Raw genomic sequence first — 18,561 nt, 5'->3', positions numbered from 1 at the left:
AGACTCCCATTTTGAACCCGCTTGTTATTTTCTGGCTTTTTCGAAGGCCTGGGCGACATCCGCCCATAGATCCTCGACACTTTCCAATCCGACATTGAAGCGGATGGTTCGGGGGCTGACGCCGAAGCGCGCCATCGAATTCAGTCCCGGCGTCTGCTCCAGCGACGCCTTGGCCGGCACGACCAGGCTCTCATGCCCACCCCAGCTGACGCCGATGCGGAAATATTTCAACGCGTCGACGAAGACGGGAATGTCGATATCCTCGGTAACTTCGAACGAGAACAACCCGCCATAGCCGGCAAGCGTCGCCTTGCCCGGATGGTTCGAATAGACGGGGTGGTTGACCCGCTCGACATTGCCATGCGCCTTCAGCCGTTCGGCGATGGCGAGCCCGCTCTTCATGTGGTGCGGCAGGCGCAGCGGCAGCGTGCGCAGGCCGCGCAGCAAGAGCCAGGCCTCGAACGGTGACAGCTTGCCGCCGAGATAGGAATAGGTCTGCTCGTTGATGTGTTTGATGTGCGCGGCCGAGCCCGCCACCACGCCGGCAACGGTGTCGCTGTGGCCGCCGAGATATTTCGAGGCCGAGTGCAGCACGAGATCGACGCCGTGCGAGATCGGCTTCTGGAACACCGGCGTCGCCCAGGAATTGTCGATGGTGGTGATGATGCCCTGCTCCTTGGCCAGCCGGGTCAGATGCGGCAGGTCCTGAAGCTCGAACATCATCGAGGTCGGGCTTTCCAGATAAAGCAGCTTTGCGCCGGGCAATGCCGCCGCCACCGCATCCGGGTCCGAGCCGTCGACATAATCGACCTTGATGTTGAGCCGCGGCAGGAGCCGCTCGAACAGCCGGTAGGCATCGCCATAGCAGTTGCGTACCGCGACGATGCGCTCGCCCGCCCCGACGAAGGCAAGCACGGTGGCGCTGATCGCTGCCATGCCGCTTGAAAAGCCGCGCGCGGCCTCGGCGCCTTCGAGCGCCGCGACACGCGCCTCGAACTCCATGACCGTCGGATTGTCGCCGCGCGAATAGATCGGCTGCTTTCGCTTGCCGGCAAAGGTATCGGCCATTTCGGCGTAATTGGCGAAGGTGAACAGCGACGTCTGGTAGATAGGCGGCACGACGGCGCCGCCGGGGAACGGTTCATCATGCGCCAAAAGCGTCGCCGCCTCGGCGAGATAGTCTTGATCGAAACCGGCTGGGTGCTCGTTCATCTCAGGTCCGAAAGTTTGAGTTTGGCCGCACCGCGCTTCAGGTCGTCCTCGACGGTGGCGATGAGCTTCAGCGCCTCGCCGCGGGCGCCTTGCGGATCACGCGCGGCGATGCACTCGTAGATGGTGCGGTGATAGGGAAAGCTGGCATGGCCGAAATCGCGCACGCCGAGTGGATGTTCCCAGAAGCGGTGGAACAGTTCGTGCATGGCCGCGATGATCTGTTCGAACAGCGGATTGCCGGAGACCCGGTAGATCGCCTGGTGGAATTCCCAGTCCTCTTCCGATGACATGCCGTCCAGGGTGCGAAACGCCTGCTCCATGATATCGAGCTTGCGTTCGATCTCGGCAATGTCGGCGGGGCTTGCCCGCTCGGCGCACAGTGCCGCCGCTTCCGCTTCCAGTGCGCGGCGGATTTCCAGCGTCTGCATCAGGCTGGTGAAATCATTGCCGCCCGCCAGCGTCAGCGGCAGATGCAGCATATCGGGCGATACGGCCGCCTTGAGATAGGTGCCGCTGCCTTGCCGGCGCTCGACCAGGCCCAATCCCTCCCACCGCGTCAGCGCCTCGCGCACCGTGTTGCGGCTGACCTTGAGCCGTTCGGCCAGGATGCGCTCGGTCGGCAGTCGCTCACCAGGCTGCAAGGCCTCGGCGCGGACGAAGCCCACCAATGCCTTCAGCACGGCGTCGTCGCGCGCCGTCGTCTGAATGGGTGGCAGGCTGTTCTGGTCCACACTTCCTCCAAGTGGTCCAATGGTCCAACCAATTTCTGCATAGATGGAGCCTCCTGTCAATCGCTTGTCAGGAGGCAGCCGCCTTCAGCCTGTGGAAGCCAGCCTTCAGCCCGTGGAAGAGTGTGACGCGCTGCGTTCGGAAGGACACCCGGCTGCGGCAGCCGGTCCGAACCATCTGGTCAGCGCATCGGCCAATCCCTGTGGAGTCCCAACTCCTACCCAGGCCACATATCCATCGGGCCGGATCAAAACCGCGCCGGGCGCAGCGACCGTTCCGAGTACGGGAAGCTCCCAGGCGCCGGCATACCTGGCGTCGATCTGCCGGATCCGGCCGGCCCAAGGCGCACTGTCCAGTCTGCCTGGTTCACCGAAATGGAGGAGCACCGGCCGCGCGTCGTGCAGCAAGGTAAACACCCGCAACGGCCCGTTGGCGGTGAGCAGATCGAGGTCGGGCATTCGCCGCCCAAGCAGCGCGTGCCCTTCCCCGAGGTCGTAGTGGACACCCAGGCCGGACATCTCGGCGGCGATTCGTTTGCGTGGCCCGTCCATGGCGAGCAGTTCGGCAAACGTGTCGCCCAGAGCCTTGGTGCGGTCGTCCCTGCGACGAAGCGCGACCTGCGCCATCGCATTGCGCAGCACGCGGGCGGCAACCGGATGGCGTTCGGCATGGTAGCTGTCGAGCAGGCTTTCAGGGGACGTCGCCTTGACCACCTGGGCCAGCTTCCATCCCAGGTTCACCGCGTCCTGCACGCCGATATTGAGGCCCTGTCCGCCCATTGGGGGATGGATGTGCGCAGCATCGCCGGCGAGCAGAATACGTTTGTTGCGGTAAGACGCGGCCTGGCGTGTCATGTCGGTGAACCGGGAAATCCAGGTCGGATTGTGGACCCCGTAATCGGTGCCGTAAACCGCGACAAGCGCCTCGCTGAGATCGCGCAGCGTAGGTTCGCCGCCAATGGTCAGATGCCTCTCGGTCAACACCACACCCACGCGGTCGCTTTCTTCAATCTTGCCTATCGCATGAATACCGTAGGCGTCGCTGCGAAAGCCCCATGCAGGTTCCTCAGACATCTCGACGTCGGCGATCATCCAGCTCATCGTCGGATCCCACCCGTCGAACGCGATGCCCGCCGCCTTGCGGATGATGCTGCGTCCTCCGTCGCAGCCGACGAGATATTGCGCTCTCAGGCACCGACCACCGGACAGTTCGACGTCGACGCCATCGTCATCCTGTGCGAGGCCCGTGACGTCCTGTCCGCGATAGATCGGCACCCCCAACTGGCTGATCCAGTCGGCCAACAGCCGCTCGATATGGTTTTGCCGCAGCGCCAGCAGATAATTGTGCCGCGTGGGAAAATCGCTGATGTCCAACCGGATCATGTGGAAGCCCACGGACGGCGATAGCTGTCCCTGTGACAGGAACCGGTCGGCAATTCCACGCTGGTCGAGTACCTCGATGGTGCGTGCGTGCAGGCCACCCGCTCGCGAGCCGATGAGTTCCTGGTTGGGCCGCCGCTCGACAATGGCCACATCGACGCCCGCCAATGCGAGTTCGCCACCCAGCATCAACCCGGTCGGACCGCCTCCGGCGATCACCACTGCACGGTCCCGACCTACTTGGCCTCTTGGCAACAATTCCGGCATTCGCCACTCCCGTTTCGGTTAACTTGGGTCGTGGTTTTACGGGAACAGCCAGGTCTTGCAGCAAGCCCCTTGTACGCCATATGTATGAAATGGAGGGGGTAGCCTCTCGCCTTCCCCTCTGCATACGGCAGTGAAAAGGTCGCGCGTTGCGAAGCGATAGCGCGCGAGGTGCCGTTAGAACCCAGGAAAGCGTTCTTCAGATCCTGCCGCGCACAAAAAAGCCCCGGCACTTCCGGGGCTTGGCGCGGAATCCTGATGTCATGTCGGACAAGAGGGGGCCGGTCGGCGTTTGGCAGCGGTACGAGGAGGCCACTATGTGCCAGCGCCGGCCGGCCGACCCCACGGACCCAGGAGATGCGGCGGACCTGAGCATCATGGGGTATTCCTGAGGGACCGAGCCGGCTGTCTACCCTCGTGCCGGCTTCGTCTTGGCCTGCACATTTGCGCAAGAGCTTATGAAAATCAACAGTTTCTTAACCAAGGCTCGCGAATCGCTTGGATTAAGGTAAATGGGTAACCCTGTTGGGTTGACCGGATAATCGGGCCCGGACCGTCAGGCCGCCTTGGCAACGACGCGGTTGCGGCCGCCGCTCTTGGCTTCGTAGAGCGCGAGATCGGCGCGCTTCATCAGCGCGGCCGCCGTATCCACGCCCTTCAGCACCGATGACACGCCAACGCTGACGGTGACCTCGATCGTCTTGCCGTCGGCGCCGATGGCGAAAGGCTTCTGGGCGATTTCGGCACGGATGCGTTCGGCCACCTTCTCGGCCACGGTGCCGTCGGTGTCCGGCATCACCACCACGAACTCCTCGCCGCCGAACCGGCAGGCAAGGTCGATACCCCTGACGTTCTTGCGCAGCCGCCGCGCGAATTCGCGCAGCACCTCGTCGCCGCCATCATGGCCGTGCGCGTCATTGATGGACTTGAAGCGGTCGAGATCGGTGATCATCACCGACAGTGGCCGGCGCCGCGCCACTGCGCGGTCGAACAGCGTCTGCAGATGGCTGTCGAGATAGCGGCGGTTGTGCAGCCCGGTCAGGCCGTCGGTCACGGCCATTTCGATGGTCTGGGTGACGCTGGCGCGCAATTGGTCGTTGTAGCGCTTGCGGCGCACCTGGGTGCGCAGCCGCGCCGTCAGTTCCTGCTGGTCGATCGGCCGCATCAGATAGTCGTTGATGCCGAGTTCGAGCCCTCGGATGAGGCGCTCTTCCTCGCCCTCCTCCGCCAAAAGGATGATCGGCACAAAACGGGTGCGGTCGAGCGAGCGCAGTTGCGAGCAGAGCCTGAGCGGATCGAAATCGGCGAAGGTGGTCGAGATCATCACGCATTCATAGGGCGTTTCGGCGGCCTGGAAGAACCCGGCATGCGGATCACCGGTGACGTCGAGATCGGCACGGTCGCGCAACATCTTCTGGATGCGCTCGACCGACGATTTGCGCTCATCGATCAAAAGTACTTTCGGCGTCGTGTCCTCGGACGCGAAATTGCGGCTCAAAAGTTCCTCGATGCCTATGTTGCGTGTGGTCGAGGCGCGTAGCCGAAGCTCGTCGGTCAGCGACTTCAGGCGGACCAGGCTCTTGACGCGCGTCATCAGTTGCAGGTCGTTGACCGGTTTGGTCAGGAAATCGTCGGCGCCGGCCTCCAGCCCGCGCACGCGGTCTGAGACCTGGTCGAGCGCGGTGATCATCACCACCGGAATGTGCGACGTCGCCGGATCGCTCTTCAGCCGCCGGCAGACCTCGAACCCGTCCATATCGGGCATCATCACGTCGAGCAGCACGACATCGACCTTGCCGTTCTCGCAGGTCTCGATCGCGTCGGGCCCGTTGGTGGCGGTCAGCACCTCGAAATATTCGGCCAGCAGCCGGACTTCCAGCAGCCTCACATTGGCAGGGATGTCGTCGACGACGAGGATCCGCGCGGTCATTTCACAAGGCTCCGGCTCGGCTGGAAGGGCACATCAGGCATCGCCCAGATAGGATTTGATGGTTTCGATGAAGCGCGGCACCGAGATCGGCTTCGAAATATAGGCCTCGCAGCCACCCTGGCGGATGCGCTCCTCATCGCCTTTCATCGCGAAGGCAGTCACGGCAATGACCGGGATAACGTGCAAATCATCGTCCTCCTTCAGCCATTTGGTCACTTCCAGCCCCGACACTTCGGGCAGTTGGATATCCATCAGGATAAGGTCCGGCCGGTGTTGGCGCGCCAGGTCGAGCGCCTCGAGACCGTTGCGGGTTCGCACCGTCTCGTAACCGCTAGCTTCGATGAGGTCCCGAAAGAGCTTCATATTGAGCTCGTTGTCCTCGACGATCATGACCTTCTTAGGCATCGACATCCCGTCCCGACCGTCCTCCGCCCGGAGGTGACCGTCATGCGCTCTTTCCTTGAACGCACCAAACCCTGCTTCACTATACGGCAATATGATTGACGAAACGGAAACCCGCGGCCTGCAAAGCAGCACGAATTCCGCCTCGACTCCCTGCGCGTCCAATAGGCGCGCCACACTCTAATGGCTTGCCGCAAGCAACTCTTGCCATTACTGCGGGAGAGACTCATTCCACACACCGAAGGTAGTGATGGCAAACGCAGCGTCAATGCGCGAAGAGGCGGAAAACATTGCCGTGAAGGCATTGGGCTTCGTTGCCGCCGATCCCGAGCTTCTACCGCGCTTTCTGGCGATCACGGGAATAGAGGCGCATTCGATCCGCCGGGCGGCAGGCGAGCCGGGTTTCCTGGCCGGCGTCCTGCAGTTCATTCTCGCCCACGAGCCGACCTTGATGCGTTTTGCGGAGGAAACCGGCACCCCGCCGGCGGCAGTCGGCAAGGCGCTGCGCGCCTTGCCGCTCGGCGACGACAATCACGAGCGTTCCACATGAGCGATGATCCCGAAACCGCGCGCCAGATCGAGGAACTTGCGGCCGACGACCGGCCGCTGCTGGTGCTCGACGTCGACGATGTGGTGCTCGAATTCATCCGCCCGTTTCCGTATTTCCTCAAGGCACGCGGCTATGGCCTGACACTGGCTTCCTTCCGGCTGACCGGCAACATTGCCGAAACGGCCAGCGGCCGCCTGATCGAACAACCCGAAGTCACGGCACTCCTGGGCGATTTCTTCGACGCGCAAGCTGATTGGCAAAGCATCACCGATGGCGCCGCGGAGGCCCTGACGGGACTTGGAGGTCGCGCGGAAATCATATTGCTGACGGCCATGCCGCACAGGCATCGCGCCGCGCGCCGCGCCCATCTCGATGCGCTGGGACTAGCCTATCCGCTGCTGACCACCGAGATGGCCAAGGGCCCGGCGGTGGCCAGGCTGCGCGGCAAGACCGGGCGGCCCGTGGTCTTCGTCGATGATCAGCCGCACAATCTGGCGTCGGTGCGGGAATCGGTCGCCGACTCAAATCTTTTCCACCTGATGGCCGACAATTCGCTGCGCGCGTTCCTGCCCCCGGTCTCGGACGATGTCATCGTCGTCCAGGACTGGCACGAAGCCGCGCCGAAGATCGCGAGCGCTCTGGGACTACAGGCGCTTTGACGCAATTCCGGGGGGAATTGCTGGAGGGCTACCCCCTCAAGGGTTCAGCTTGGCCCCTGCTCCGCCATTATCGGTGCCGCCGCTATTGCTGCCTTCGTTAGCGCTACCGCCGTTAGCGCCACCGCCATTGTCATCGCCGCTCTCATCGTCCGCGCCGCCACCATCATCGACACTGTCATCCACCGCCGGATCGGCCGGCTTCAGCATGACGCCGTTGACAGTGACCGAACCGTCGGCCTTGGTGTTGATAGCCCATTCCAGCTTGCCGTCCGGCAGCGTCTTGGCAAAACCCTTCGCCATGAGAGCGACAGGCACGTACTGCCCGACCTCCGGCTCCGCCTTCGCCGCTTCCTGCAGGTGCTCCATGATCTTGTCGAAACCGGCGACATCGACGGTCAGATTTGCATCGGGCTTCTGGCCGAAGGTCGTCATCTCGCCTTCGAGCGCGATCTCCATGTCCTTGTTCTTCACGGTGCTGTGGCCGATGACGACCTTCGGAGTCTTGGCCAGGAAGTCGGCCTTGAGCTGGTCGCCAAACTCGGCCGGCAGTGGCGGATCCTGATTGAGATCAAAGGCTTCGATCGCCTTCTTCGCCATACTGTCGAGATCGATGCTGGCGCCGCCGAAGTTCAGGTCGATATCGGTGGGCAGCAGTGCCACGCTCCAGCTCGGCAAGAGCTGCTGCGGCACGGTCAGCCCCGAAGCCTTGATGCCATAGCTGATCTTGCCATTCTGGGCGACGCCGTCGGAGCCGAACGCTATGCCGAGCTGGGTCGCTCCGAACGTGCCGATCGGGCTGTCGACCGCAAAATCCTTGAAGCCATAGGTCCCGTCGATACGCTCCCACACCGGAAGCGCGGCGAGCAGAAGCGACTTGAGCTGCGCCTGGTTTGCCTTCAGCGTCTTCTCGTCCTCATTGGCCACGGCAAACGCCAGGAGATCGAGCAGCGGCTTGGTCTCGACGCCCTTGCCGCTGGCCTCCACCGACAATTCCGGCGACTTCACGGTAACGGGAAAATTCAACCCGCTCTCGGGATCATTGAATTTTATCGCTTCGACGAAGTTCGCAATCTTTTGCGTCGTCGTGAAATCGACGCCGCCATTGGCTGCCTTGGCCGCGGACAGGGTCGCGGTGCCGGCACCGGCGCTCGCATCCATCTGCTGCTTGGCGTCCTGCGACGACATCGTCATCCCGGCAATCGAACTGGTGGCGCTGCTGAACGCCGCCAGCTTGGGGTCGTAGACGCCGCTGCCCTTGCCGTCCTTGATCGAAAACCGCGTGCTCTGCTTTCCCTCGGGACCGTTGAACTCGAATGAGGCGCTCTGCGAAAAGTCCATCGAGACATCCCAGGACCCGTCGCTGCGCGGCTTGACCAGCAGGGCGTAGGGCGCAAAGTCGAATTTCACCATCTTCTGGTCGGGGAAGGTCGCGGCAAGCGCCTTGAAATCAAACACGATCTTGTAGGCGTCGCCTTCGGCCGAAACCTTCAGGATACCCTTGTCGAGTGCCTGTTTGCCGACATAGCGCGACAGGTCATCGGACAATTGCTTCGCGCCCTGGCTGTCGACGGTCTGGCCGAAAGCAGGCGCGCTGAGCAGAAACGCGGTAAAGGCAATTGGCAACATACGGTTCACGGGAATTCTCCGTTCGGTCGAAGGCAAAAATCGTTTCGTATCTCTGGTAGGGAAATACCATCCCGACTGCAAGACGATGACAGTCAGGCAATCGGCTTCAACGTCAGCCGCATCAGCGGCCGGCGGATGGTTTCGTCGACGACCAGCCGCACACTCTGGCATCGCTGCAATAATCCAATAATCAAGGATTCAGTTTCGCCCCGCCCTTGCCGCTATCGTCCACGGCCGGATCGGCGGGCTTCAACATACCGCCATTGACCATCACGGAGCCATCAGACCTGGCGTTGATCACCCATTCCATCCGCCCATCCGGCAACATCTTGGCAAATCCTTTGACGGCCAATGCGAAAGGAAAATATCGTGCCGCTTCCGGTTCGGTTTTGGCCGCAGCCTGCAGTGCCGCCACGATCTTGTCATAGCCCGCGACGTCGACGGTCATGGTTGCATCTGGCCGCTGGCCGGGAAAGGTCGCCTCGCCCTCCAGCGCGATCTCGGTGCCGCCATTTTTGATGACGCTGTGGCCCATGATGAATTTTGGCGTGTTGGCCATGAAGTCGGACTTGATCTGATCGCGGAACCCCGCCGGCAGCGGCGGGTTCTTGCTGAGATCGAATGTCTCGATCGTCTTTCTGGCCATGCCGTCGAGGTCGATGTTGGCCCCGCCGAATCTCAGATCAAGCTCGGTAGGGAGCACTGCGGCGATCCAGCTCGGTATGACCTCAGGAAAGGTCAAGCCGGAGACCTTGATGGCATAATCGACCTTACCGTTCTGGGCGATGCCATCAGCCCCGAATGCAGTGCTCAGTTCCGCTGCACCCCAATTGCCTGCGTAGGTATCAAACGCAACGTTCTTGAATGTATAGGTCCCGGCCACCCGATCCCACAGCGGCAGCGCGGCGAGCAGAAGCGCTTTGAGCTCGGCTTGGTCGGCTTTCAACCGGGCCTCGTCTTCATCGGCTACGGCGAATGCCAACAGGTCCAGCAACGGCTTCGTCCGCATAGCTTTGGCGGTTACATCCACGACGAGATCCGTCGTCTTGATCGCTCCGACGGCCCGGCCGTCGATTTTGACCGTTTCGACGAAGTCGGCCATCGCTTGTGTCAGATTAAGGTCGACCCCACCGCTCGCCGACTTGCTGGCGCCGAACTTGGAAGTGCCCGCGCCGACGCTGAGGTCCGTTACTTGCCTGGGCATGCGCGAGGTCATCGTCATGCCGGCTATCGAACTGGCACCGCTGGTAAATGCCGCCAGTTCAGGATAATAGGCGCCCGTGAACTTGCCATGCTTGATGACGATCTGCGCGCTTGTCTGGCCACTCGGATCATTTACCTGGACTGACCCGCTGGTCGAAAAATCCGAGGAGACGTCCCAGCCGCCGTCGCCGCGCGGTTTGACCAGCAGCGTGTAAGGCGGGAAATCGAACTTCGGCAGATCCTTCTTCGGTAAGCCCGCTGCGATCGCCTTCAAATCGACGGTGATCTTGTAGGCATCGCCTGCGGTCGAAACCTTCAAAATGCCTTCGTTGAGCAACTGTTTGCCGACATAGCGCGACAGCTCATCGGAGAGCTGCTTTGCGCCCCGATTGTCAACCGCCTGCCCCCAAGCGGGCACGATCACCGCAAAAACAAGCACAACTGGCAGAATACGCCTCACTTCAACTCTCCCTCTTCAGCCCGCATGAGCAGAATCGCTTCACCGCTAGTAAAATACCGGTGCAATCGCAAGATGAGGTTCTCCTCTACAGCATCAGCCGCATCAGCGGCCGACCGGCCTTGCGCTCCACGAGCCTCTCGAACCCGGCCTTCTCGAACACCCCAGATGAGCCGACGAACAGGCCGATCGAGCGCGAATCGCGGGACAGGTCTATCGGGCAGGCCTCGACAAGCCGTGCCCCGTTCCTGCGGGCGAAATCGATGCCGCCTTCGACGAGGCGGTGCGTGATGCCCCTGCCGCGCGCCTTGGCGCGGATGAAAAAGCAGGAGATCGCCCAAACGGCCGGATCGGAAGCGTCGGCGGGATCGATCGGCGCCGACCCCCTGCCCTTGTTGTTCCATTCGGGCACGTCGGCGCGTGGACCGATCTGCATCCAGCCAACCGCCTTGCCGTCCTCGAAGGCCAGCAGCCCGGGCGGCGGGCCAGCCTCGATGCGCGCCTTGATGTGATCCTTGTTGCGTTCGCGACTGCTCTCGCGCCGCGCCGCCGGGGCCAGCCGGAAATGCGTGCACCAGCAGCCGTAGCAGGCGCCCTGCTTGCCGAAAAGGTCCTCGAATTCAGGCCAGAGCTCTGGTGCCAGCGGCACTATGGTCGTGCTCATGCGTTCTCCCCAGGCCAGGCTTGTCGCTGGCCCTGCGCTGTCGTACCATTGCATTTGTTCTCTTTATGTTCGCAGTGATGGCGGCTCCTGTCAACAATCCCGATCACGGTTTTTGTCGTGACTGCCTGACGTTTCAGCGTGGCGAAACGCGCCGCTGCGAACGCTGCGGCAGCCCTCGCCTTGCCCGCCATCCCGAGCTTTACCGGCTGCACCTCGCCCATATCGATTGCGATGCCTTCTACGCGGCGATCGAAAAGCGCGACAATCCCGCGCTCAAGGACAAGCCGCTGATCATCGGCGGCGGCAAACGCGGGGTCGTCTCCACCGCCTGCTATATAGCGCGCATTCGCGGCGTGCGTTCCGCCATGCCGATGTTCAAGGCGCTCGAGGCCTGCCCCGAGGCGGTGGTGATCGCACCCAACATGGAAAAATATGTGCGTGTCGGCCACGAGGTGCGCGCCATGATGCAGGCGTTGACGCCGTTGGTCGAGCCGCTGTCGATCGATGAGGCGTTCCTCGATCTCGCCGGCACCGAGCGGCTGCACGGCCTGCCGCCGGCGGTGGTGCTGGCGCGCTTCGCGCTGGCCGTGGAGAAGGAAATCGGCATCACCGTGTCGGCCGGCCTGTCCTATTGCAAGTTCCTCGCCAAGATTGCATCGGACTTCCGCAAGCCGCGCGGCTTTTCGGTAATTGGCGAGGCCGAGGCGGTCGGCTTCCTGGCAACGCAGCCGGTGACCGTGATCTGGGGCGTCGGCAAGGCGTTCAACGCCACGCTGGAACAGGATGGCATCCGCACCATCGGTCAGCTCCAGAAGATGGAGCGTAGCGACCTGATGCGTCGCTACGGGGTGATGGGCGAACGGCTCTACCGGCTTTCGCGCGGTGAGGATGTCCGCCGCGTCGACCCCGACCAGGATGCCAAGAGCGTATCGGCCGAAACCACTTTCGACACCGACATCGCCTCGCTGGACGAGCTGACCTCGGTGCTGAGGGGCCTTTCTGAAAAAGTCTCGGCGCGGCTGAAGAAGTCAGGCATTGCGGGTCGCACCGTGGTGCTGAAGCTGAAGACCCAGGATTTCAAGCTGCGCACGCGCAACCGTCAGCTTGGCGACCCGACCCGGCTCGCGGACCGCATCTTTTCGACCGGCGTGGAGCTTCTTCGCAAGGAGACGGACGGGACAAAATTTCGATTGCTTGGCATCGGCGTCAGCGACCTTTCGGATGTCGACAAGGCCGACCCACCGGATCTGGTCGATGTCCAGTCGCGCAAGCGCGCTATGGCCGAAGGCGCCATCGATGCGTTGCGCGACAAATTCGGGCGCAAGGCGGTGCAAACCGGCTACACCTTCGGCAAGGGCCGCGACGCCCATCCGCCGGAGCCGCTTGAGGATTGAACCAGATCAGCTGCGTCGAAGGTCGATGCGGCTGGTCACGACGCTCTTTCCGGTCTTGGGATCACGGTCGACCACGGTCAAAACAATGCCGTCCGCCCCGTTTTTCTGTACGGTAAGCTGCGCGGTGCGGTCGCCATTGACCTCCTTGGCCCAGCGGATGGCGAGGTTTATGGCATTGCCAGAACGATTTCCGTTCAGCTGCGCCGGTCCGGTGCGCGATCCCACATAGACGCCGCTGTATTTGGCGCCGCTGGTCTTCAGACGGGCGCTGATGGCGCGTGTCACCAGGATCAGGCCGCGGCAGTTGCCGTCGAGCGACAGCGAAGACGATGTCGCATCCGATTTGAATGTGCAGGAAACGCTGACCGTCGGCGCCTGCGTCGTCACCTGAACAGTTCCCTTGCCGGCGAAACTGCCCTGGAAGGACTGGAGAAATTTGCTGTCGTCGGCACGCGCGGCAGTGGCCGCGACGAGCAGGCATCCAGCAAGCGCAAACCGCGTGAGTGATGTCATCGAAGGTCTCCTTGTGACTGGGTGGAGGGGCAATCGGCGATGCTCAGGCGGGATCCAGCGACTCAACGCACCTTGCCATGTCAGGTTCCGACAAGACTGTTTTGCAGCAGCGCGCAAAGTCTCTGGCCCAGTCAAATGGGGCGGCTAGTGGTTGCGGCAAAAACCCCGGCTTGCGACATAGCGGACATGGCACCCACCCCTTCGATCCCCAAGGCCGCGTTCTGGATGGCGCTGTCGATCACGTCGTTCCTGGCGATGTCTGTCGCCGGCCGCGCCACCACGGCCGAACTCAACGTCTTCCAGGTGCTGGAACTGCGCTCGGTGATCGGCTTCTTTATCCTCTTGCCGCTGGTGTTTGCGAGCGGCGGGTTTGCGGCGATGCGCACGCAACGTCCCCTCGCCCATCTCGCCCGAAACGTCATCCACTATACCGGGCAGGCGGCATGGCTCTACGCCTTGACCTTGATTCCGCTGGCCGTGCTGATTTCGATCGAATTCACCACACCGATCTGGACGGCTATCCTGGCGGTGACTTTTCTTGGTGAAAGGCTGTCCAGGCCAAAGCTTGCCGCGATCGTGCTGGGCCTGATCGGCGTGGTGGTCATCGTTCGGCCCGGTGTGGGCTCGGTCGATCCGGGCCATCTCGTCGTGCTCGGCGCCGCGGTCTGCTTCGGCATCTCGGTGGTCATGGTCAAATCGCTGACGCGGACGGACAGCGTCGTACGCATCATCTTCTGGATGCTGATCATCCAGTCGGTGGTCGGCCTCGTTCCAGCCCTTTACGAGTGGCGCAACCCGCCACTGCAACTGTGGCCGTGGATCGTGCTGATTGCCTTCACCGGCATGTCGTCCCACTTCTGCATGGCCCGCGCGCTTGGCTATGCCGACGCCACCGTCATTTCGCCGATGGATTTCCTGCGCGTGCCGTTGTCGGCGCTGATCGGCTGGCTGCTCTACAGCGAACAGATCGACGCTTTCACCGCCGGCGGCGCACTGCTCATCCTGATGGGCAACCTGCTCAATCTACAGCGGAAACCGGCAAGGCGGGCGGAAGTGGCCGCTTCGTAAAACCGCCGCCGATCAGTCGCCCTCGTTCGGTATGTTGAGGACGTGTCCGCAGGCCTTGCAGTGCACGGCGTCCGGTTCATGCCGCTGCAACCCGCACTGCGGGCATGGAAAGAACACCTTGGCCGGCCGAAAGATCGCCTGCGCCAGCCTGACGAACAGCGATATGCCGATGATCATGGTGACGATCGCCGTCAGCTTGCCGGCGATGCCCGGCAGCACGATGTCGCCGAAGCCGGTCGTCGTCACGGTCGCGACGGTGAAGTAGAGCGCGTCGATGTAGTTTTCCAGCCCGGCTCCGTTGCGGAAGAAGAACGTGTAGACGAAGCCCGTGATGACAAAGAGAAAGGTCAAAAGATTGATGACCGCGTGGCTTGCCTCGCGCCAGGGTCTCAGGCCGCGCATCTCGAAATGCCGCCAGATCGAACCGCTGCGCGATAGCGACCACAGCCGCAGAATGCGCAGAAAGCCTAGATTTGCGAGCGCCGTCGGCATCAGCAACGTCAGAAGGATGAAGGCATCCACCCAGAAGGTCGGCTGCTTCATCAGGCGCAGCATGTCGTTTGAGGCCAGCAGCCTGGCGCCCAGATCGGCGGCGACGAGGGCCGCCACGGCATAGTCCAGCCACAGAAACGAGGCCGATTGCTGGATGACCGGCGTGGCGATGAAGAAGGCGATGATGGCGAGGTCGATGATGACAGCGACCAGTTGGAACCGGAACGCGGCGGGCGAGCGTCCATGATAGAGCCTGCGCAGCGTGTCGCGCAGCTGTGCTGTCGCGGAGAGATTCTGCGGTGCCTTGCTGTCGGCGCCTCTCATGCGGATCGCGACAGCGTGAGCAGCGGATGCCTTCCCTGGGATTGCCGTCTGGCAAGCGCGCGGATCACACCAGTTCCACTTCGACCACGCCCGGCACGGCGCGCATCGCCGAGGCGATCTGCGGAGAGACGCGATAGCCGCCCTGCAAGGCAATCTCGACCTCGCCCTGCGCCTCTTCCTTGATCACGATGATGCTCACCTGGCTCTCACCGCGCTGGGTGAGCTGGGATTGGATCATCGAGGCAGGCCCATCGTTCCGGACGAAAATGCGCAGCGCCTTCTGGATGCGGCTTGCTTCGTCTTCCAGCGATTGGACGGAGTTGATGCGCAGGTTGACACCCTCGGGCCTGTCTTCCGCCGCGACGGTGATGACAACGGAGCGGCCGGCTTCGAGGAGATCGCGGTACTGGGCCAATCCTTCTGAAAACAACACGGCCTCGTACTGGCCGGAGGTGTCGGAAAAGGCCACCACGCCCATCTTGTTGCCGGTGCGCGTCTTGCGCTCCTGCTTGCTGGTAACGGTGCCGGCAAGCCTGCCGGCGGAAGCGCCGCGCTTGACGGCAGCGGAGAACTCCGCCCAGTTCTGCACCCGCATCTTCTGCAGCGCCGCCTTGTACTCGTCGAGCGGATGCGCCGAGAGATAGAAGCCGACGACCTGGAATTCGCGGTGCAGCCGGTCGGCGGCGAGCCACGGATCGGTCGGCGGCAGGTTGAGCGCCTGCGACTGGGCGCCGAGCGAGGCGCCGAAAATATCGGCCTGGCCGGAAACGGCGTTCTGCTGGGCGAGTGACGCCAGCCCCATCATCCGCTCGACGCCAGCCAACATCTGGGCGCGATCGTGGCCGAAGCAGTCGAGCGCGCCGGCCATGATCAGGCTCTCGAAAACCCGCTTGCCGACGATCTTCGGGTCGACCCTCTCGCAGAAATCGGCCAGGCTCTTGAACGGCTTTTCTCCGCGAACGGCGACGATGTGCTCCACCGCGGCGTCGCCGACGCCCTTGAGGGCAGCCATCGAGTAATAGATACGGTTCTCGCCGACCTCGAAGGCACGAAAACTGGTCATCACCGACGGCGCCAGGACCTCGATGCCGAGGCGCAGCGCATCCTGGCGGAAGTCGGCGAGCTTGTCGGTGTTGCCCATGTCGAGCGTCATCGACGCCGCCAGGAACTCGACCGGATAATGCGCCTTGAGATAGGCGGTCTGGTACGAGACGACGGCGTAGGCGGCAGCGTGCGACTTGTTGAAACCATAGTCGGCGAACTTGGCCAGCAGGTCGAAAATGAAGTCGGCTTGCGGCTTGGCGACGCCGCGCTCGACCGCGCCGGAGACAAAGCGCTCGCGTTGCTTGTCCATCTCGGCGCGGATCTTCTTGCCCATGGCGCGGCGCAGAAGGTCGGCTTCGCCGAGCGAATAGCCGGACAGCTCCTGCGCGATCTGCATCACCTGTTCCTGGTAGACGATGACGCCTTGCGTTTCCTTCACCAGATGGTCGATCTTGGGATGGATCGAGGCCATCTCCTCCTCGCCATGCTTTCTGGCGTTGTAGGTCGGGATGTTTTCCATCGGGCCCGGCCGGTAGAGCGCGACCAGCGCGATGATGTCCTCGATGCAGTCGGGCCGCATGCCGATCAGCGCCTTGCGCATGCCGGCGCTTTCCACCTGGAACACGCCAACCACCTCGCCGCGCGAGAGCATCGCGTAGGTCTCGGGATCGTCGAGCGGGATGGTCGCGAGATCGATGTCGATGCCGCGGCGACGGATCAGCTTTACGGCGGTCTCCAGCACCGTCAGCGTCTTCAGGCCGAGGAAGTCGAACTTCACCAGCCCGGCCTGCTCGACATATTTCATGTTGAACTGGGTGACAGGCATGTCCGAGCGCGGATCGCGGTACATCGGCACCAGTTCCGACAATGGTCGGTCGCCGATGACGATGCCGGCGGCATGCGTTGAGGCATGGCGGTAGAGGCCTTCCAGCTTCTGCGCCATGTCGAGCAGCGTCTGGACGATCGGCTCCTTCTCGGCCTCCTCGGCAAAGCGTGGCTCGTTGGCGATGGCATCGGCGAGCTTGACCGGATTGGCAGGGTTCTGAGGTACCATTTTTGAGAGCTTGTCGACCTGGCCATAGGGCATCTGCAGAACACGGCCGACGTCGCGCAGCACCGCGCGCGCCTGCAGCGTACCGAAGGTGATGATCTGGCCGACCTGGTCGCGGCCGTATTTCTGCTGGACGTAGCGGATCACCTCCTCGCGGCGATCCTGGCAGAAGTCGATGTCGAAATCGGGCATCGACACGCGGTCCGGATTGAGGAAGCGTTCGAACAGCAGTGAGAAACGCAGCGGATCGATGTCGGTGATGGTCGTCGAATAGGCGACCAGCGAACCGGCACCCGAACCACGCCCCGGCCCGACCGGAATGCCTTGTGCCTTGGCCCATTTGATGAAGTCGGCGACGATCAGGAAATAGCCGGGGAATTTCATCTTCTCGATGATGCCAAGCTCGAATTCGAGCCGCTCACGATATTGCTCGACCGTGTAGCCCGGTGTCGGTCCGTGCAGGGCAAGCCGGGCATCGAGCCCTTGGCGCGCCTGGCGGGCCAGTTCCTCGGCCTCGGCCTTTTCGGCGGCGTCCTTGTCGGAGGCATCGCCGCCCGTGAAACGCGGCAGGATCGGGCTACGGGTTTTCGGATAGTAGGAGCAGCGCAACGCGATCTCGACCGTGTTGTCGATCGCTTCCGGCAGGTCGGCGAACAATTTCGCCATGTCGGCCTGGCTGCGCAGAAAATTGTCCGGCGATAGCCGGCGGCGGGTGTCGACGGCGACGACCGAACCTTCGGCGATGGCGATCAACGCATCGTGCGCCTCATACTCGTCGAGCGACGAGAAGAAGGCCTCGTTGGTGGCGACCAGCGGCAATTCATGGGAATAGGCGAGATCGATCGAGGATTTCTCGATCATGCGATCATAACCCGAAACCCGGTCCAGTTCGACATAGAGGCGGTCGCCGAACATCGCCTTGAGCGTGAGCAGGCGCGCCTCGGCGAGATCGCGGCGGTCTTCCTTCAGGGCTATGCCGATCGGACCGCGCGGCCCGCCACTGAGGCAAATCAGGCCGTCACATTGGCCGTCCATCATTTCGGTGGTCAGGTGCACCGCTTCACCGGGCGGTGTTTCGAGGTATACGCGGCTGACCAGCCGGACGAGATTGGAATAGCCGGCTTCGGTGGCCGCGATCAGCACCACCGGCCGCATGTCGGGACCTTGCCGACGGCGATCACGCTGGCCATCGCTGTTTTCGCCGGAGAAGGCGAGAGCGATCTGGCAGCCGATGATCGGCTGGATGCCGTCCTTCACCGCCTTCTGCGCGAACTCCAGCGCGCCGAACAGATTGTTGGTATCGGTGACGGCGATGGCCGGCGCTTCGTCCTTGACGGCATGGCCGACGATCTTGCCGAGTTGCAGCGCGCCTTCCAACAGCGAATAGGCCGAATGCACGCGCAGATGGACGAACGGCCGTGCCGGTATTTCAGGCCGCGCGGCAGCAATCGCGGCTTCGCGCTTCAGTGGGTCGCGTGGAAGTCTGTCGTCCGCCATGGTTTTTCGCGCTGCCGAAGGTCTTTGAGTCGATGAGAATGTATTGTCCGGGACCGGGCGATACCAGTCCAGCACAAACGACTACTGACCACAGGCTTCCAGC

General features: G+C 62.7%; 15 protein-coding genes. 4 read left to right on the top strand and 11 right to left on the bottom strand.

Annotated elements, in window-relative coordinates:
- Positions 1 to 24: 24 nt before the first annotated feature.
- The 5 genes from EN851_RS03935 to EN851_RS03910 form a co-directional block, all read right to left on the bottom strand.
- The gene (locus EN851_RS03935) at positions 25 to 1,212 is read right to left on the bottom strand and encodes a PLP-dependent transferase (protein ID WP_135880493.1); all 1,188 of its coding nucleotides are present in this window, start codon (positions 1,210 to 1,212) and stop codon (positions 25 to 27) included.
- Complete coding sequence (locus EN851_RS03930) at positions 1,209 to 1,943, bottom strand: FadR/GntR family transcriptional regulator (protein WP_127872597.1); 735 nt, start codon at positions 1,941 to 1,943, stop codon at positions 1,209 to 1,211. Before EN851_RS03930 ends, EN851_RS03935 begins: the two co-directional genes overlap by 4 nt.
- Positions 1,944 to 2,048: 105 nt before the next feature.
- Positions 2,049 to 3,587 carry an FAD-dependent monooxygenase gene (locus EN851_RS03925; protein ID WP_135928623.1) on the bottom strand — a complete coding sequence of 513 codons (1,539 nt, stop codon included), beginning with the start codon at positions 3,585 to 3,587 and terminating at the stop codon, positions 2,049 to 2,051.
- Between the two features lie 553 nt (positions 3,588 to 4,140).
- Positions 4,141 to 5,514: a PleD family two-component system response regulator gene (locus EN851_RS03915; RefSeq protein ID WP_127278638.1), complete on the bottom strand. Its 1,374-nt coding sequence runs from the start codon at positions 5,512 to 5,514 to the stop codon at positions 4,141 to 4,143.
- 33 nt (positions 5,515 to 5,547) lie between these two features.
- The gene (locus EN851_RS03910) at positions 5,548 to 5,919 is read right to left on the bottom strand and encodes a response regulator (RefSeq protein ID WP_006334976.1); all 372 of its coding nucleotides are present in this window, start codon (positions 5,917 to 5,919) and stop codon (positions 5,548 to 5,550) included.
- Between the two features lie 247 nt (positions 5,920 to 6,166).
- Between EN851_RS03910 and EN851_RS03905 the strand changes: the two genes are divergently transcribed.
- Together EN851_RS03905 and EN851_RS03900 are read left to right on the top strand one after the other, a co-directional pair.
- Entirely contained in the window at positions 6,167 to 6,466 is a 300-nt protein-coding gene (locus EN851_RS03905) for a DUF3572 domain-containing protein (RefSeq protein WP_127278639.1), read from the top strand.
- Positions 6,463 to 7,125 (top strand): hypothetical protein, encoded by a 663-nt coding sequence (locus tag EN851_RS03900; protein WP_127278640.1) that lies wholly within the window; start codon positions 6,463 to 6,465, stop codon positions 7,123 to 7,125. The genes EN851_RS03905 and EN851_RS03900 overlap by 4 nt, the downstream gene beginning before the upstream one ends.
- A gap of 36 nt (positions 7,126 to 7,161) precedes the next feature.
- Here the strand turns inward: EN851_RS03900 and EN851_RS03895 are convergent, their stop codons facing one another.
- From EN851_RS03895 to EN851_RS03885, 3 genes are all read right to left on the bottom strand, one after another.
- Positions 7,162 to 8,751 carry a hypothetical protein gene (locus EN851_RS03895; RefSeq protein ID WP_135929154.1) on the bottom strand — a complete coding sequence of 530 codons (1,590 nt, stop codon included), beginning with the start codon at positions 8,749 to 8,751 and terminating at the stop codon, positions 7,162 to 7,164.
- A 190-nt stretch (positions 8,752 to 8,941) separates the two neighbouring features.
- Complete coding sequence (locus tag EN851_RS03890) at positions 8,942 to 10,414, bottom strand: hypothetical protein (RefSeq protein WP_135928622.1); 1,473 nt, start codon at positions 10,412 to 10,414, stop codon at positions 8,942 to 8,944.
- A gap of 85 nt (positions 10,415 to 10,499) precedes the next feature.
- Complete coding sequence (locus EN851_RS03885) at positions 10,500 to 11,075, bottom strand: GNAT family N-acetyltransferase (RefSeq protein WP_135880498.1); 576 nt, start codon at positions 11,073 to 11,075, stop codon at positions 10,500 to 10,502.
- A gap of 65 nt (positions 11,076 to 11,140) precedes the next feature.
- On the opposite strand from EN851_RS03885, the gene EN851_RS03880 reads away from it, so the two are divergent.
- Complete coding sequence (locus tag EN851_RS03880; RefSeq protein ID WP_135928621.1) at positions 11,141 to 12,469, top strand: DNA polymerase IV; 1,329 nt, start codon at positions 11,141 to 11,143, stop codon at positions 12,467 to 12,469.
- A 6-nt stretch (positions 12,470 to 12,475) separates the two neighbouring features.
- On the opposite strand, the gene EN851_RS03875 is transcribed toward EN851_RS03880, so the two are convergent.
- The gene (locus EN851_RS03875) at positions 12,476 to 12,982 is read right to left on the bottom strand and encodes a hypothetical protein (protein ID WP_135864383.1); all 507 of its coding nucleotides are present in this window, start codon (positions 12,980 to 12,982) and stop codon (positions 12,476 to 12,478) included.
- Between the two features lie 186 nt (positions 12,983 to 13,168).
- Here EN851_RS03875 and EN851_RS03870 point away from each other — a divergent pair, with 186 nt between their 5' ends.
- Positions 13,169 to 14,050: a DMT family transporter gene (locus tag EN851_RS03870; RefSeq protein WP_135928620.1), complete on the top strand. Its 882-nt coding sequence runs from the start codon at positions 13,169 to 13,171 to the stop codon at positions 14,048 to 14,050.
- A 12-nt stretch (positions 14,051 to 14,062) separates the two neighbouring features.
- On the opposite strand, the gene EN851_RS03865 is transcribed toward EN851_RS03870, so the two are convergent.
- Together EN851_RS03865 and dnaE are read right to left on the bottom strand one after the other, a co-directional pair.
- Positions 14,063 to 14,866, bottom strand: a complete 804-nt coding sequence (locus EN851_RS03865; RefSeq protein ID WP_135928619.1) for a potassium channel family protein — start codon at positions 14,864 to 14,866, stop codon at positions 14,063 to 14,065.
- Between the two features lie 64 nt (positions 14,867 to 14,930).
- Entirely contained in the window at positions 14,931 to 18,458 is a 3,528-nt protein-coding gene (dnaE, locus tag EN851_RS03860; protein ID WP_127872606.1) for a DNA polymerase III subunit alpha, read from the bottom strand.
- Between the last annotated feature and the right edge of the window lie 103 nt (positions 18,459 to 18,561).

It is taken from the genome of Mesorhizobium sp. M8A.F.Ca.ET.208.01.1.1, from assembly GCF_004791315.1.
Classification (GTDB): domain Bacteria; phylum Pseudomonadota; class Alphaproteobacteria; order Rhizobiales; family Rhizobiaceae; genus Mesorhizobium.
The sequence above is the reverse complement of the archived record's forward strand: the minus strand, read 5'-3'. Positions and strand labels throughout refer to the sequence as shown.

Bases quoted from the DNA above. Each gene is read 5' to 3' on its own strand.
- EN851_RS03885 (WP_135880498.1), bottom strand. From the start codon at position 11,075: ATGAGCACGACCATAGTGCCGCTGGCACCAGAGCTCTGGCCTGAATTC.
- EN851_RS03915 (WP_127278638.1), bottom strand. From the start codon at position 5,514: ATGACCGCGCGGATCCTCGTCGTCGACGACATCCCTGCCAATGTGAGG.
- EN851_RS03865 (WP_135928619.1), bottom strand. From the start codon at position 14,866: ATGAGAGGCGCCGACAGCAAGGCACCGCAGAATCTCTCCGCGACAGCA.
- EN851_RS03870 (WP_135928620.1), top strand. From the start codon at position 13,169: ATGGCACCCACCCCTTCGATCCCCAAGGCCGCGTTCTGGATGGCGCTG.
- EN851_RS03905 (WP_127278639.1), top strand. From the start codon at position 6,167: ATGGCAAACGCAGCGTCAATGCGCGAAGAGGCGGAAAACATTGCCGTG.
- EN851_RS03895 (WP_135929154.1), bottom strand. From the start codon at position 8,751: ATGTTGCCAATTGCCTTTACCGCGTTTCTGCTCAGCGCGCCTGCTTTC.
- EN851_RS03900 (WP_127278640.1), top strand. From the start codon at position 6,463: ATGAGCGATGATCCCGAAACCGCGCGCCAGATCGAGGAACTTGCGGCC.
- EN851_RS03875 (WP_135864383.1), bottom strand. From the start codon at position 12,982: ATGACATCACTCACGCGGTTTGCGCTTGCTGGATGCCTGCTCGTCGCG.
- EN851_RS03935 (WP_135880493.1), bottom strand. From the start codon at position 1,212: ATGAACGAGCACCCAGCCGGTTTCGATCAAGACTATCTCGCCGAGGCG.
- EN851_RS03880 (WP_135928621.1), top strand. From the start codon at position 11,141: ATGTTCGCAGTGATGGCGGCTCCTGTCAACAATCCCGATCACGGTTTT.
- EN851_RS03925 (WP_135928623.1), bottom strand. From the start codon at position 3,587: ATGCCGGAATTGTTGCCAAGAGGCCAAGTAGGTCGGGACCGTGCAGTG.
- dnaE (WP_127872606.1), bottom strand. From the start codon at position 18,458: ATGGCGGACGACAGACTTCCACGCGACCCACTGAAGCGCGAAGCCGCG.
- EN851_RS03910 (WP_006334976.1), bottom strand. From the start codon at position 5,919: ATGCCTAAGAAGGTCATGATCGTCGAGGACAACGAGCTCAATATGAAG.